This is a genomic window from Streptomyces sp. NPDC026206 (assembly GCF_040638465.1).
In the GTDB taxonomy this organism is placed as follows: Bacteria; Actinomycetota; Actinomycetes; order Streptomycetales; family Streptomycetaceae; genus Streptomyces.
The window spans coordinates 12,501-25,623 of sequence record NZ_JBEZYL010000008.1 but is presented as its reverse complement, the minus strand read 5'-3'; the positions used below and the strand labels follow the sequence as shown (position 1 = coordinate 25,623).

14 protein-coding genes (1 of these 14 running past the window's edge) are annotated in these 13,123 nt (G+C 73.9%); 7 read left to right on the top strand and 7 right to left on the bottom strand.

What is annotated here, in order from left to right:
- Positions 1-3 precede the first annotated feature (3 nt).
- Entirely contained in the window at positions 4-1,341 is a 1,338-nt protein-coding gene (locus tag AB0F13_RS14070; protein WP_362080359.1) for a transcriptional regulator, read from the top strand.
- A 58-nt stretch (positions 1,342-1,399) separates the two neighbouring features.
- A complete protein-coding gene (locus AB0F13_RS14065; RefSeq protein WP_362080357.1) occupies positions 1,400-1,930 on the top strand; it encodes an NUDIX hydrolase in 531 nt (176 codons plus the stop codon).
- Between the two features lie 24 nt (positions 1,931-1,954).
- Here the strand turns inward: AB0F13_RS14065 and AB0F13_RS14060 are convergent, their stop codons facing one another.
- Entirely contained in the window at positions 1,955-2,212 is a 258-nt protein-coding gene (locus AB0F13_RS14060; RefSeq protein ID WP_362080354.1) for a hypothetical protein, read from the bottom strand.
- Between the two features lie 152 nt (positions 2,213-2,364).
- Positions 2,365-3,222 carry a 3-hydroxybutyryl-CoA dehydrogenase gene (locus AB0F13_RS14055; RefSeq protein ID WP_362080351.1) on the bottom strand — a complete coding sequence of 286 codons (858 nt, stop codon included), beginning with the start codon at positions 3,220-3,222 and terminating at the stop codon, positions 2,365-2,367.
- A gap of 177 nt (positions 3,223-3,399) precedes the next feature.
- On the opposite strand from AB0F13_RS14055, the gene AB0F13_RS14050 reads away from it, so the two are divergent.
- A complete protein-coding gene (locus AB0F13_RS14050; RefSeq protein ID WP_362080348.1) occupies positions 3,400-4,644 on the top strand; it encodes a family 10 glycosylhydrolase in 1,245 nt (414 codons plus the stop codon).
- A gap of 24 nt (positions 4,645-4,668) precedes the next feature.
- On the opposite strand, the gene AB0F13_RS14045 is transcribed toward AB0F13_RS14050, so the two are convergent.
- Together AB0F13_RS14045 and AB0F13_RS14040 are read right to left on the bottom strand one after the other, a co-directional pair.
- Positions 4,669-4,869 carry a DUF1918 domain-containing protein gene (locus AB0F13_RS14045; RefSeq protein WP_362080920.1) on the bottom strand — a complete coding sequence of 67 codons (201 nt, stop codon included), beginning with the start codon at positions 4,867-4,869 and terminating at the stop codon, positions 4,669-4,671.
- A gap of 104 nt (positions 4,870-4,973) precedes the next feature.
- Positions 4,974-5,894 (bottom strand): DMT family transporter, encoded by a 921-nt coding sequence (locus AB0F13_RS14040; RefSeq protein ID WP_362080345.1) that lies wholly within the window; start codon positions 5,892-5,894, stop codon positions 4,974-4,976.
- Here AB0F13_RS14040 and AB0F13_RS14035 point away from each other — a divergent pair.
- Positions 5,893-7,353, top strand: coding sequence for a PLP-dependent aminotransferase family protein (locus tag AB0F13_RS14035; RefSeq protein WP_362080342.1), 1,461 nt, complete (start codon positions 5,893-5,895; stop codon positions 7,351-7,353). The genes AB0F13_RS14040 and AB0F13_RS14035 overlap by 2 nt on opposite strands.
- Before the next feature lie 7 nt (positions 7,354-7,360).
- Here AB0F13_RS14035 and AB0F13_RS14030 read toward each other — a convergent pair whose 3' ends face one another.
- On the bottom strand, positions 7,361-8,272 hold the full coding sequence (locus AB0F13_RS14030) for a LysR family transcriptional regulator (protein WP_362080339.1): 912 nt from the start codon (positions 8,270-8,272) through the stop codon (positions 7,361-7,363).
- Between the two features lie 91 nt (positions 8,273-8,363).
- Here AB0F13_RS14030 and AB0F13_RS14025 point away from each other — a divergent pair, with 91 nt between their 5' ends.
- A complete protein-coding gene (locus AB0F13_RS14025; protein ID WP_362080336.1) occupies positions 8,364-9,800 on the top strand; it encodes an MFS transporter in 1,437 nt (478 codons plus the stop codon).
- Positions 9,801-9,827: 27 nt separating this feature from the next.
- Here AB0F13_RS14025 and AB0F13_RS14020 read toward each other — a convergent pair whose 3' ends face one another.
- Complete coding sequence (locus AB0F13_RS14020) at positions 9,828-10,388, bottom strand: hypothetical protein (protein ID WP_362080333.1); 561 nt, start codon at positions 10,386-10,388, stop codon at positions 9,828-9,830.
- A 199-nt stretch (positions 10,389-10,587) separates the two neighbouring features.
- Between AB0F13_RS14020 and AB0F13_RS14015 the strand changes: the two genes are divergently transcribed.
- Together AB0F13_RS14015 and AB0F13_RS14010 are read left to right on the top strand one after the other, a co-directional pair.
- Positions 10,588-11,841, top strand: a complete 1,254-nt coding sequence (locus AB0F13_RS14015; RefSeq protein WP_362080330.1) for a histidine kinase — start codon at positions 10,588-10,590, stop codon at positions 11,839-11,841.
- Positions 11,838-12,506 (top strand): response regulator transcription factor, encoded by a 669-nt coding sequence (locus tag AB0F13_RS14010; protein WP_362080327.1) that lies wholly within the window; start codon positions 11,838-11,840, stop codon positions 12,504-12,506. The genes AB0F13_RS14015 and AB0F13_RS14010 overlap by 4 nt, the downstream gene beginning before the upstream one ends.
- Positions 12,507-12,685: 179 nt before the next feature.
- On the opposite strand, the gene AB0F13_RS14005 is transcribed toward AB0F13_RS14010, so the two are convergent.
- Positions 12,686-13,123, bottom strand: the 3' portion of a protein-coding gene (locus AB0F13_RS14005) for a LysR family substrate-binding domain-containing protein (protein ID WP_362080325.1). 342 nt of this gene lie beyond the right edge of the window; the window shows 438 of its 780 coding nt (coding positions 343-780); its start codon lies beyond the right edge, outside the window; the stop codon is at positions 12,686-12,688.

The following is a 13,123-nucleotide window of genomic DNA, read 5'->3' as shown; positions in this document are numbered from 1 at the left end:
AGGATGGAGCCCAACACACTGCTCGACGCCATCCTCGACGAGGCGGGAATATCCCACGCAGGCCTGGCCGCCCACATCAACGCGGCAGGCCGGGCCCGGGGGCTGGCGTTGCGTTACGAACACACCGCCGTCGCCCGCTGGCTCAAGGGCCAGCGGCCGCGCGGCCAGGTGCCGGACCTGATCTGCGAGGTCCTCGGCGAGCGGCTGCACCGCGCGCTGACCCTCGACGACATCGGCCTCGGCACCCCCGGCTCCCCGCGGGTGCCCGGCACCCCGCTGTCCGGCTTCGTCGAGCGCGTCACCGCCCTGTGGCGCTCCGACGAACAGCAGCGCGAGCACGTCGTGCGGGCCCCCGCCGTCACGGGCACCCCCGCGGTCATCCCGGTCTGGGAGTGGGAGAACCCGCCCGAGGACGCCGACGTCTCCCGGCGCGGCCTGACCCGGGTCTCCGCCGACGACATCGACATGCTGCGCGCGGCCCGGGCGCACTACGAGCAGATGTACCGCAAGGCGGGCGGCGTGGCGACCCGGGGCCGGGTCGTCGGCTTCCTCAACTCCGAAGCGGCGCCCCTGCTGCGCGGCAGCTACTCCGACGCGATGGGGCGTCAGCTGCACCGGGCCACCGGCGGGCTGGTGGCGGTCGCCGGGATCTGCGCGTACGACTCCGACGCGCACGGACTGGCGCAGCGCTACTTCCACCAGGCGCTGCGGCTCGCCAAGGCCAGCGGGGACCGGGGCCTGGGCGCGTACGTGATAGCCCTCCTCGTCAACCAGTCGCTGTTCATCGGGGAGTACCGGCAGGCCGTCGCCTTTGCCGAATCCGCGCTCCGGGCCGGGGGCACCCAGCTGACCCCGGCCCTCGCCGCCGACCTCTACGCCATGCAGGCCAAGTCCTACGCACGGCTCGGCGACGGCGCCGGGGCGCTCGGCTGCATCCGGCGGGCCGAGGCGGCCGCCGAGCGCATCCACCGTGGCCAGGAGCCCGCCGAGACCGGCTACGTCCAGCCCGGCCTGGTGAACGTCCAGGTCGCGGAGGCGCTGCTGAGCCTCGGCGACCTCGGACCCGCCCGTGAGCACGCGGACCGGGCCGTCGACACCCCCGCCCACGACCGGGGCCGTGTCCACCGGCTCGCCATGCTCACGCACATCGAGCTGCGTCAGGGAGACGCGGACAAGGCGGTGGCCACCGCACGGGAGATGACCGAGCAGGCGAGAGGCATGGAATCGCAGCGCTTACGGGACCGGCTGCGTGCGGTGCGCGAGCACCTGATCGAAAGTGGGTGCGCGGCCACGGCCGAGGCCGCCGAGATGATCGACGGGGCGCTGCGCGTGCCCTTGTGAGGGAAGTTGCCAGGACAGCGCCCGGGAGGTGGCCACCTCGGCGGAAGGTGGCAAACACGTGCGTTGGAAGAATCTCAAGGAGCTGACCGTCTACGAGAACCGATGGTTCCAGGTCAATCTCGCGGACGTCCAGCTCCCCGACGGCAGCCATCTCGACCACTTCCTCATCCGGCTGCGGCCCGTCGCCGTGGCCACGGTGGTCAACGAGGCCAATGAGGTCCTGCTGCTGTGGCGGCACCGTTTCATCACCGACAACTGGGGCTGGGAGCTGGCGGCCGGCGTCGTCGAGGACGGCGAGGACATCGCCTTCGCGGCGGCCCGGGAGATGGAGGAGGAGACCGGCTGGCGGCCCGGCCGGCTGCGGCACCTGATGTCCGTCGAGCCGTCCAACGGGCTCACCGATGCCCGGCACCACATCTACTGGTCGGACGAGGCCGAATACATCGGCGACCCCGAGGACGGCTTCGAGTCGGACCGCCGCGAGTGGGTGCCGCTCAAACTGGTGCCCGACCTGATCGCCCGCGGTGAGGTGCCGGCCGCCAACATGGCGGCCGCCCTGCTGCTCCTGCACCACATCCGGCTCGGCTGACGGGCCCGCGGGAGCGTCCCGCGCTCACCGGCCGGCCGCCTGCCAGACGGCGACCGCCAGAGCGGCGAGGCCGGTGAGCGCGGCAAGTGACGGCAGCGGCCACCTGCCGTGCTCCAGAGCCCGTACCCGCTCCGTCATCTCGGTGACGTCGCGCTCCGTCTGGTCGCTGCGCTGGATGAGGAGAGCGAGGTGGCCGTCGATGCGGACGACGCCCACATCGAGGCTGCGCCTGAGCTCCGCGAGCTCGGCCGCCTTCGCGGCGTGCTCGGGATGGGTGGTCACGGTCCGTACCCCTTCCGGAAGAGTCCTGCGGCTGCTTGCCGACGAGGCGAGTCAACCGCGTCGGCAGGCGGGGCGGGAGCGTGTGCGGGGGGTATATGCGGGTCACCGGCGCACACCCCGTGTGAAGACGGGTGTGCGCCGGTGCGGACCGGTCAGTAGGTGTAGAAGCCGGAGCCGGTCTTGCGGCCCAGCCGGCCCGCGTCGACCATGCGCTGCAGCAGCGGCGGGGCGGCGTACAGCGGCTCCTTGTATTCGGCATACATGCTGTCCGCGACCGAGGCGACCGTGTCGAGGCCGATGAGGTCGGAGAGCTTGAGCGGGCCCATGGGGTGGGCGCAGCCCATCTCCATGCCGTTGTCGATGTCCTCGCGGCTGGCCATGCCCGACTCGAACATCCGGATCGCGGAGAGCAGGTACGGGATGAGCAGGGCGTTGACGACGAAGCCGGAGCGGTCCTGGGCACGGATGGCGTGCTTGCCCAGCACGTTGCCGACCAGTACTTCGGCGCGCTTGATCGTCTCCTCGCCGGTGGTGAGCGCGGGGATCAGCTCGACGAGCTGCTGCACCGGGGCCGGGTTGAAGAAGTGGATGCCGATCACCTGGTCGGGGCGGGAGGTCGCCACGGCCAGCTTCACCAGCGGGATGGAGGAGGTGTTGGAGGCCAGGATGGCGTCCGGACGGGTGATCACCTGGTCCAGGATCTGGAAGATCTCCGTCTTGACCTGCTCGTTCTCCACGACGGCCTCGATGACCAGGTCGCGGTCGGCGAACTCGCCCAGGTCCGTGGTGAAGGTCAGGCGCGCCAGGGTGGCGTCGCGCTCCTCCTCGGTGATCTTGCCGCGTTCGGCGGCCTTGCCGAGGGAGTTGGTCAGGCGGGTGCGGCCCAGCTCCAGCGCCTCGCCGGTGGTCTCGGCGACCTTGACGTCCAGGCCGGCCCGGGCACACACCTCCGCGATCCCCGCGCCCATCTGGCCGCAGCCCACCACTCCGACGCGTTCGATGTCGGTCACATCGTGCCTTTCGCTGATCGCTGATCTTCGTCGACCGGCGGGGATCGAAGGTCATCCGGTTCCCGCCTCGGAAAAGACGTTACTCCGCGCGGGACGGTGCCGGGTGGGCCGGGGCGGGCATGCTCTGCGCGAAGCGGTGTGACGGAACGGTCGTCTCTGAAGAGAGAGGGGTTCCATATGGGACGTATGAGTCGAAGAGGGTTCACCGTGGCGGCCGCGGGTGCGATGGCGGTCATGCCGGCGACGGGCGTGGCCGCCGCGCAGTCGCCGGAGCGCGCCGACGACCGGGCCCGCAGGCGGGAGTTCCGCGGGATGTGGGTGGCCACGGTCGTGAACGTCGACTGGCCGTCGAGACCCGGCCTGCCCCCGCAGGTGCAACGGACCGAGCTGCTGGCGCTGTTCGACGCGGCCGTGGCGCGCCGGCTGAACGCCGTGATCCTTCAGGTCCGGCCGACCGCCGACGCCTTCTGGCCGTCCCGCTACGAGCCGTGGTCGGAGTATCTGACCGGGACTCAGGGCCGCTCGCCGGGCTGGGACCCGCTGGCCTTCGCGGTGCGCGAGGCGCACAAGCGCCGCCTGGAGCTGCACGGTTGGTTCAATCCCTACCGCATCGCCAACCACACCGACCCGGGACGGCTCGTGGCCACCCACCCCGCCCGGGTGCACCCCGAGTGGGCCGTCCCCTACGGCGGCAAGCTCTACTACAACCCCGGCCTGCCCGAGGTCCGCCGCTTCGTCCAGGACGCCATGCTCGACGCGGTCTGGCGCTACGACCTGGACGGCGTGCACTTCGACGACTACTTCTACCCCTATCCCGTGGCCGGGCAGACCTTCGAGGACACCGCCGCCTACGAGCGCTACGGTGCCGGCTTCCCCGACCGGGCGTCCTGGCGGCGCGACAACATCGACCGCCTGGTGAAGGAGACGGGCGAGCGCATCAAGAGACGCAAGAGACATGTGCGATTCGGCGTCAGCCCGTTCGCCGTCTGGCGCAACCGCTCCACGGACCCGCTCGGCTCCGACACCCGGGCCGGGGTGCAGACGTACGACGACCTGGGCGCCGACACCCGCACATGGGTCCGCCGGGGCTGGATCGACTACATCGTCCCGCAGTGCTACTGGCACATCGGCTTCGCCGCCGCCGACTACGCCAAGCTCCTGCCCTGGTGGGCGGAGACCGTACGCGGCACGGACGTGCACCTGTACATCGGCGAGGCCCTGTACCGGGCGGGCGATCCCGCGCAGCCCGCACCCTGGCAGGACCCCGCCGAACTCTCCCGCCACATTGCCCTGAGCCGGTCGCATCCCGAAGTGCTCGGCAACGTCTACTTCTCCGCCAAGCACGTGGCCGCCGACCGGATCGGGGCGATGGCGCGCGTGGTGAAGGACCACTACCCCCACCGCGCGCGCCCGCCGCGATGACCGGCCGCCGGCCGGCCGCGCCGGCTAGCCCTGGTCGCCGGACTTGCGGTGCTCCACTACGGAGTCGGGTCCCGGCGACATGATGGTCTCGTGGCCGTCTTCCTTGCGGACGCGGTAGGGAGGCGCGCCGTTGGGGCCCAATACCTCGACGATCTCCACGACGTGGTCGTGCTTCCCGACCACCCGGCCGTGCATCACCAACCGGTCGCCCTTGCTCGCATGCATCGCCATGACCCTTTCGTCGAGTGATGGGGCAGGTGCACTCGGATAGTCTCAAGCCTAGGGTGACCGGGGGTATAGGGCGCGCCCAGGAATGTGCCGGCGGCCTCTCAGCGCGAGGCCCGCTGGGTCACGCCGATGCACACGAGCACGGCCAGGGCCGCCACCGGCGCGGCGGGGGACAGCTGCTCACCCAGCAGCGCCACCGACCAGACGAGGGTGAGCAGCGGCTGGGCCAGCTGCAGCTGGCTGGCCCTGGCCACCCCGATCGCGCCCATGCCCCGGTACCACACCCACAGGCTGACGAACTGGGCGGTGCCCAGCCAGAGCACCCCGGCGACGGCGTGCCCGGTGAGCCGTACGGGCTCGGTGAGCAGGGCGAGGGCAGCACCGGTCAGGGCCGGCGGCAGGCACAGCACCAGCGCCCAGCCGATGATCTGCCAGCCCGGCAGCTCGCGCGCCAGCCTGCCGCCCTCGGCGTAGCCGGCCGCGCAGATCAGCAGCGCGCCCAGCAGATACAGGTCGCCGGGCGAGGGCCGGCCGCCGCTCTGCTGCACGGCGAAGGCCACGACCACGGCGGCCCCGGCCAGGGCGGCCGCCCAGAAGCCGCGGGAGTGCCGGACGCCGGTCCGCAGCGCCGCGTACGCGGCCGTCGTCAGCGGCAACAGGCCCACGACCACGGCCGCGTGCGAGGTCGTGGAAGTCTGCAGGGCCAAGGTGGTGAGCAGAGGAAAGCCCACGACGGTGCCGGCTGCCACGGCGAGCAGGCCCGGCCAGTGGCGGCGGGCAGGCACTGGAATCCTCCGCGCGAGCAGACAGCCACCGGCGATCAGCGCCGCCAGCACGGCCCGGCAGGCCGTCACCGACCAGGGGCCGAGCCCCTCCAGGGCCCAGGCGGTCGCCGGGAACGTCAGCGAGAACATGCTCACCCCGAGGGCGGCCAGCAGTGTGCCGCCCGCCGGGCGGCCGGGCGCCCGCGCGGCGTTCACCGCTATCGCGGTCGGGAGAGTAGCGCTATCTTGTGCTGTCATGCATGAGCGTAACAGCGTGGCCGATCTCGCAGGAATCCTGCGCGGAGAACTCAACCGCTACTCCGCCGGTGAGAAGCTGCCGTCCAGCCGGGCTCTCGTGGAACGCTTCCACGTCAGCCCCGTCACCGTCTCCCGCGCCCTTGCCACCCTGGCCGCCGAGGGCCTGGTCGTCACCCGTCCCGGGGCGGGGGCCTTCCGCGCCGAGCCGCGCACCGCCCCCGCCCGCCCGGGCGACACCTCCTGGCAGCAGGTCGCGCTCAGCGCGGACACCGGCGACGAGGCCGTACCCCGGTCCGTCGACGCCTCCTGCGTGCTGGCGAGCCTCGCCGCGCCACCCCCCGGCGTCATCGAGCTCAGCGGCGGTTACCTGCACCCCGCCCTCCAGCCCGAACGGGCCCTGGGCGCCGCCCTCGGCCGCGCCGGACGCCGCCCGGGCGCCTGGGAGCGCCCGCCCCTGGAGGGCGTCGGCGAGCTGCGGGCCTGGTTCGCCCGCGAGATCGGCGGCCCGGCCGGCACGGTCGCCCCCTCCGGCGTACTGATCACCGCCGGCGGCCAGAGCGCACTGACCACCGCGCTGCGCGCCCTCGCCCCGCCCGGCGCACCCGTGCTCGTCGAGTCCCCCACCTACCCCGGCATGCTCGCCGCCGCCCGCGCCTCGGGCCTGCGGCCCGTGCCGGTACCGGTGGACGGCCACGGCGTACGCACCGACCTGCTCGCCGAGGCGTTCCGCGCCAGCGGGGCCAGGGTCTTCGTCTGCCAGCCGCTCTTCCAGAACCCGACCGGCGCGGTCCTGGCCGACGACCGGCGGCGGGAGGTCCTCCGCGTCGCCCGGGCGGCCGGGGCGTTCGTCATCGAGGACGACTTCGCGCGCCGCCTCGTCCACGAGGGCGCCCCGCCGCTGCCGCCCACACTGGCTTCCGAGGATCCCGACGGCGTCGTCGTCCACGTGTGCTCGCTGACCAAGTTCACCTCGCCCAGCCTGCGCGTGGGCGCCCTCGCCGCCCGCGGCCCGGTCCTGGACCGGCTGCGGGCCATCCAGGTCGTCGACACCTTCTTCGTGCCCCGCCCCCTGCAGGAAGCGGCGCTCGAACTCGTCGGCTCGCCCGCCTGGCCGCGACACCGCCGCACGGTCGCCGCCGAGCTGCGCAGCCGCCGTGAGGTGCTGCTCGCCGGACTGGGCCGGGAGCTTCCCGCGCTGAACGCGGAGTTCGCCCCGCCCGGCGGCTTCCACGTCTGGACCCGCCTCCCGGACGGCACCGACGAGGGTGCCCTGGCCGCCGCCGCACTCCGCGCCGGGGTGGCCGTCAACCCCGGCCGCCCCTTCTACTCCGCGGAACCCCCGGCGCCGCACCTGCGCCTGTGCTTCGCGGGTGCCGCGGGCACGGCCGAACTCACCGAAGGAGTGCGGCGCTTGCGGGCGGCGTACGAGGGGACGGACGCGGGCCCGTCCGGCGCCTGAGGGGGCATCACCCCACCCGGTCCCGGAGCCCCCCGCCGTCCACCCCCGCCACCGCGCCCCGCAACCACCGGTGAGCCGGATCGTCGTCCACCCGCACATGCCAGGCCATCCCGGTCCCGACCGAGGGAAGCGACAGCGGAATGTCGCGGACGACCAGCGGCATGGCCTCGGCCGCATGCTCCGCGACGGGCGCGGCCACCAGCGCCAGGGCGTCCGAGCGCAGAGCCAGGAAGCAGGCCGTCACATGGCTCGGCACCGTCGCCAGGACCCGGCGGCCGAGCCCGAGCCCGGCGAGCCGGTCGTCGACGACACCGTGGAACCGGCCCCGCCGGGTGACGGTGATGTGGGGGAGCGCCGCGAACCGTTCGAGGGTCAGCGGCTCGTCCGCGTGCGGCGCGCCGGCGCGGCAGACGGCGACGTAACGGTGCCGGGACAGGGGCGCGCTGAGCACGTCGTGGGGGAGGTCGGGCAGGTGCCCGATGTCCAGGTCGACGCTGTCGCGCAGGTCGGCCGGGTCCTCGTCGCCCTCCGGCAGGAAGCGCAGCTGGATGCCGGGGGCCTGGCGTACGACGCGGTCGGTGAGCGCCGGGCCGACGACGACGGCGAAGGCGTCGTTCGTCCGGAGCGTGAACTTCCGCTCGACCGAGGCGATATCGACCGGCTGCGCCGGCCGCAGCGCGGCCAGCGCGCCGACGAGCGCCGCCTCGGCCTGCGGGCGCAGCTCCACCGCCCGCGGGGTGAGGACCAGGCCCCGCCCGGACGGAACCAGCAGCGGATCGTCCAGCACCCGGCGGAGCCGGCCCAGGGTGCGGCTCATCGCGGAGGCCGAGACGTTCATCCGGGCCGCGGCCCCGGTCACGCTCGCCTCGCGCAGCAGGGCGTCCAGCGCGGGCAGCAGATTCATGTCCGGTAGTTGCATGGGAGTCAATTCTGGCTTGAGCATTCGGAACTTGTGGTCAATCATCCCCCGGCTCCACGATGAACCGGGAACGAGAAAGCGATGGGACCCGATGATCGACACCAAACACCGCAACACCGCGCTCCTGGTCGCGGGCTGCTTCTTCATGGAGAACCTGGACGGGACGATCGTCTCGACGGCCGCTCCCCGGATGGGGGAGGCGCTGGGCGTCGCCCCGGCCGCCATCGGGCTGGTCGTCACCGCGTATCTGGTGACCCTGGCCGTCCTGATACCGCTCAGCGGCTGGCTGACCGCCCGCTTCGGGGCGCGGCGCGTCTTTCTGGGCGCCATCGCCGTGTTCACGCTGGCCTCCCTGGCGTGCGCGGCGAGCACCGGTCTCGGCGTACTGGTGGCCATGCGCGTCCTGCAGGGAGCCGGCGGCGCCATGATGGTGCCGGTCGGACGGCTGATGGTGGTCTCCGGTGCGGAGAAGCCCGACATACCCCGGCTGGTCTCCTACGTCGTCTGGCCCGCCCTGGCCGCCCCGGTGATCGCGCCACTGGCCGGCGGGCTGATCACCACCTATGCGAGCTGGCGCTGGATGTTCCTCATCAACCTTCCCCTCGGCGCCCTGGCGTTCGCCGTCGCCTGGCGCCTGGTCGACGCGGCACCGGCCGGCACCGCCCCGCCGCGCCTGGACCGGTGGGGCGTCGTCCTCACCTCCACCGGCCTCGGCGCGCTGACGTGGACCGCACACCTGCTGTCCGGCAACGGGACGGCCTGGCCTCCGGCGCTGGCCGCCGGCGGCCTCACCGTGCTGCTGCTGGCGGCGGCGGCCCGGCATCTGCTGCGCACGGCCCAGCCGTTGCTCGACCTGCGCCTGCTCAAGGTGGCGACCTTCCGGGCGGCGGTGTCCGGGGGCACGCTGTTCTGGATCGTCGTGTCGGCCGTGCCCTTCCTGCTGCCGTTGCTGTTCCAGGAGGTCTTCGGCTGGAGCGCGGTCGCCTCCGGCGCCGTGGTGCTGTTCGTCTTCGTCGGCAACATCGCCATCAAGCCCGCGACCAACCGCCTGCTGGGCCGCTTCGGCTTCCGGCCGCTGCTGGTCGCCGCCGCCTCGGGGGTCGGCGCCACCACGGTCCTGTGCGCCTTCCTCACCGCCGCGACGCCGCTCGCCCTCGTCGTCGTCCTCACCGTGGTCAGCGGCGCCGCCCGTTCCCTCGGCCTCACCTGCTACCAGGTCATCGCCTTCGCCGACGTCCCCCAGGAGCGGATGCGCGAGGCCAACACCCTCCAGTCCACCGCCCAGCAGGCCGCCGCGGGCCTCGGCATCGCCGCCGCCACCCTCGCGCTGCGCGCCGGCGGTCCCATCGGCGACCGGCTGCCGGGCCACGCGGGTCCGGCGACCGCCTACGGGGTGGCCTTCTGCCTGCTCGCGCTCGTCTGCCTGGGCGCGCTGGCCGGCGCCCTGCTCCTGCACCCCACCGCCGGTGACGCGGTACGCCGCCCGGCGCCGCGCACCGGCAAGCGCCGCGAACCGGAGCGCGCGTGAGGGACGGAAACCCCGGCCCGTACCGGCTCACGCACCCGTCGCGCGGCGCCTGCGGTAGTACGCCACCGTGACCACCGCCAGCAGCGGGCCCCAGGCCAGCAGCGGCACGTAACACGCGGTCATGAGCCACGCGGAGCCGCCCGTCGGGGCCTCGGCGGTGTGCATCTGATCCTGCCAGCCGCCGCACGCCGCCATCATCGTGAGCGCGGTGACGACGGCGGCCCCCAGGGAAGCGGGGACGACGGCGGCGAGGACGGGGATGTTCCGCCCGCCCAGGACGGGCACCCGGCGCGGCACTCGCTCGCCCCACGCGTGCACCAGGCCGAGGGTGAGCAGACCCAGGCACTCGGCGAAGACGCTCAGCGCTATCAGGTTGAGCGACGTCCAGCTGGGGAAGTTGCTCTCGTGCAGCTCGCTGCCCTCCGCGAATCCGGACGGCATGCCGAAGGCGATGGCGCACCGCCAGAGCCCGGAGGGGACCAGCGTCAGTGCGGCGGCGTGCGCGGCCCAGCGGATCGCCCGGGGGACGTCCTGTGCGGCTGGTGCCGTGGGTGCGGTCGGGCGCGGGGTGGCGAGGATGCGCGGCATGGCGAAGTCCCTTGTTCGTCGGGCGGTACGGCGACCGCCTGTGGTGGTGGCCGCCTCCCATCTCATGGGGAATCCGGCTTCCGGACCATCTGCCGAACAGCGAATCTCCGTCCCCGGCGTGGTGCCTCCTCTGCCGATCGGCAGAGAGGACCGGCGGTCACCCGCCCGTATGATCAACTGTGTGGGGAGGGTCGAGAGGTTGAGACGCCGCGACGTGATCACGGCCGTGTTCGCCGCCGCGACGGGCTGTGCGGCGGTGATCGCCACCGCCGTCGCATACGGGACGGCGGCGATGCCGTACGCGGTCGTGCCGGCGACCACCGCGGCCGCGCTGCTGCTGTGGACGCTCGCCTGCTGGCCGTCCGCGCGGCACCGGCTGGCCGGGCCGCTGGCCCTCACCGGTGCCCTGTCCCTGGCCACCACGGTCCTCGCGAGCCCGCCGACGACGCCCGGGGGCGGGTGGCCACGGCTGGGGGAGACCGCGGCGCTCCTGATGCTGCTCGTCGTCGTGACCCGCTGGGCCCCGCTCCGGCAGGCGGCCGTGGCGGGCGGTCTGGCGGGCTCGGCGGTCGCGGCGTGGTCGCTGCCGCTGCTGCCGGAGACCTCGCTCCTGTCGCTGACCGGTGCCGCGGCCTTCTGGTCCGTACCCGTGCTGGGCGCCGTCGTCGTGGGCGGCTATCCGCGGCTGATGGAGCACCGCAGGAACCTGCTGGTCGCCGAGGTCCGACGCGCCCAGCAGCTCGAACTCGCCCGCGACCTGCACGACTTCGTGGCGCACGACGTCAGCGGCATCGTGGCGCAGGCGCAGGCCGCCCGGTTCGTGGCCGCGACCGACCCCCGGCAGGCGCTGCCGGCCCTGGAGCGCATCGAGACCGCCGGGCTCAACGCGCTGGCCTCGATGGACCGCACCATAGCGATGCTGCACGCGGCGGCCGGCTCCGGCACCGGACGACAGGACCCCGGCATCGGTCGGCGGGACCCCGGCACCGGACGGCAGGTCCCCGGCGCCGTCGAACCCCTGCCGGGCGTGGACCAGCTCCCCGGGCTCGTCGAGCGGTTCTCCGTCGCCGGCTCCGGCCGGGCCTGCCTCGCCGTGGCGCCCGGCGCCACCGACGGCCTCTCCCGCGCCACCGGCTCGACGGCCTACCGGGTGGTGGTCGAAGCCCTCACCAACGTCCGCCGCCACGCCCCCGGCGCCCGCCTCGTCGAGGTGCGGCTGGAGCGCGTCCGTACGGCCGGTGGCGCGGCCGCCGTCGAGGTCGAGGTGGTCAACGACGCCGGGACCGGCAACCGCACGGCCCTGCGCCGGGAGCGCGACGGGCACGGCGGACGCGGCCTGAGCGGTCTGCGTGAGCGCGTACGGGCGGCCGGCGGGACCCTGTCCTACGGTCCGCACGAGGGCGGATGGCGGGTGGCCGCCGTCCTGCCGCAGGCGCCGGAGGGCGCGCCATGAGCGGCGGACCGACGCGCATCCTGCTGGCCGACGACCAGGACGACGTCCGCAGCGGCTTCCGCCTCGTGCTGAACTCGCAGCCGGACATGACCGTCGTGGGCGAGGCCGCCGACGGCGCCACCGCGCTCGAGGCGGCCCGGCGACTGCGGCCGGACGTCGTGCTGGCCGACATCCGCATGCCCCGCCTGGACGGCCTCGAACTGACCCGGCTGCTCGCCGGGCCGGAGGCCGACCGTCCCACGCGGGTCGTGGTCGTCACGACCTTCGATCTCGACGACTACGTGCACACGGCGCTGCGCAACGGCGCCTGCGGCTTCCTGCTGAAACGTTCCGGCCCCGCGCTGCTGATCGAGGGCGTCAGGTCGGCCATGGCCGGCGACGCGCTCATCAGCCCCCAGATCACCGTGCGGCTGCTGGGCCGCCTCACCGCGCCACCCCGCCCCCCGGCACGCCCCACCCCGCTCACCGACCGCGAACAGGAGATCGCCCGCCTCGTCGCCCGGGGCCGCACCAACGCCGAGATAGGCGCCGAGCTCTTCATCACCCCGGGCACCGCCAAGACCCACCTCGCCAACATCCAGGCCAAGCTGAAGGTGCGCAACCGCGTCGGCATCGCCGCCTGGGCCTGGGAGACGGGGCTGGTCGCGCCGCGCCCCCAGGACTGAGCGGGGCGCCGGGCCGTTAAGCCCGGTCCGGTGGCGGTGCGGAGCGGGAGGTGCGCGTCCGTACCGTGATCAGCCCGTAACGGAACGCGCTTCGCGAGCCGGGTGGGGGCGAACAGGATCACAGCCGAGCAAGCCCCCCGGGCGCCCCGGCGACGACGGTCCGCGGACCCGCCGGCGCCCTACGACCGGCGGCGGGGCTTACCGCGCTTGCCGGCCCCCTTGGAGCCGCCCTTGGGGCCGCCGGAACCGCTCCGGGGGCTCTTGCCGGTCGCCGGCTTGCCGGCCGTGGGCTTGCGCTGCGCGCCGCCCTTGTCGGAGCGCTTGGTCTTCGGCTGTGCCGGGGCCGGGGGGCGGCCCCGCGTGCTGTTGACCGTCCGCCCGCGGACGATCCCGATGAACTGCTCCACCAGATCGGTGGTCTCGTCCTCGGGCCAGGACAGCGCGACGCGTGACTCGGGGGCGTCCGTCAGCGGCCGGTACGTGAGGTCCTTGCGGTGGTGCAGACGGGCGAGCGACTGCGGGACGATCAGCACTCCCACTCCCGCCGCCACCAGTTCGATGGCGTCCGCCGTCGTGGCGGGACGCTCGATCGCGGGCCGCCCCGGCAGCCGCTCCCA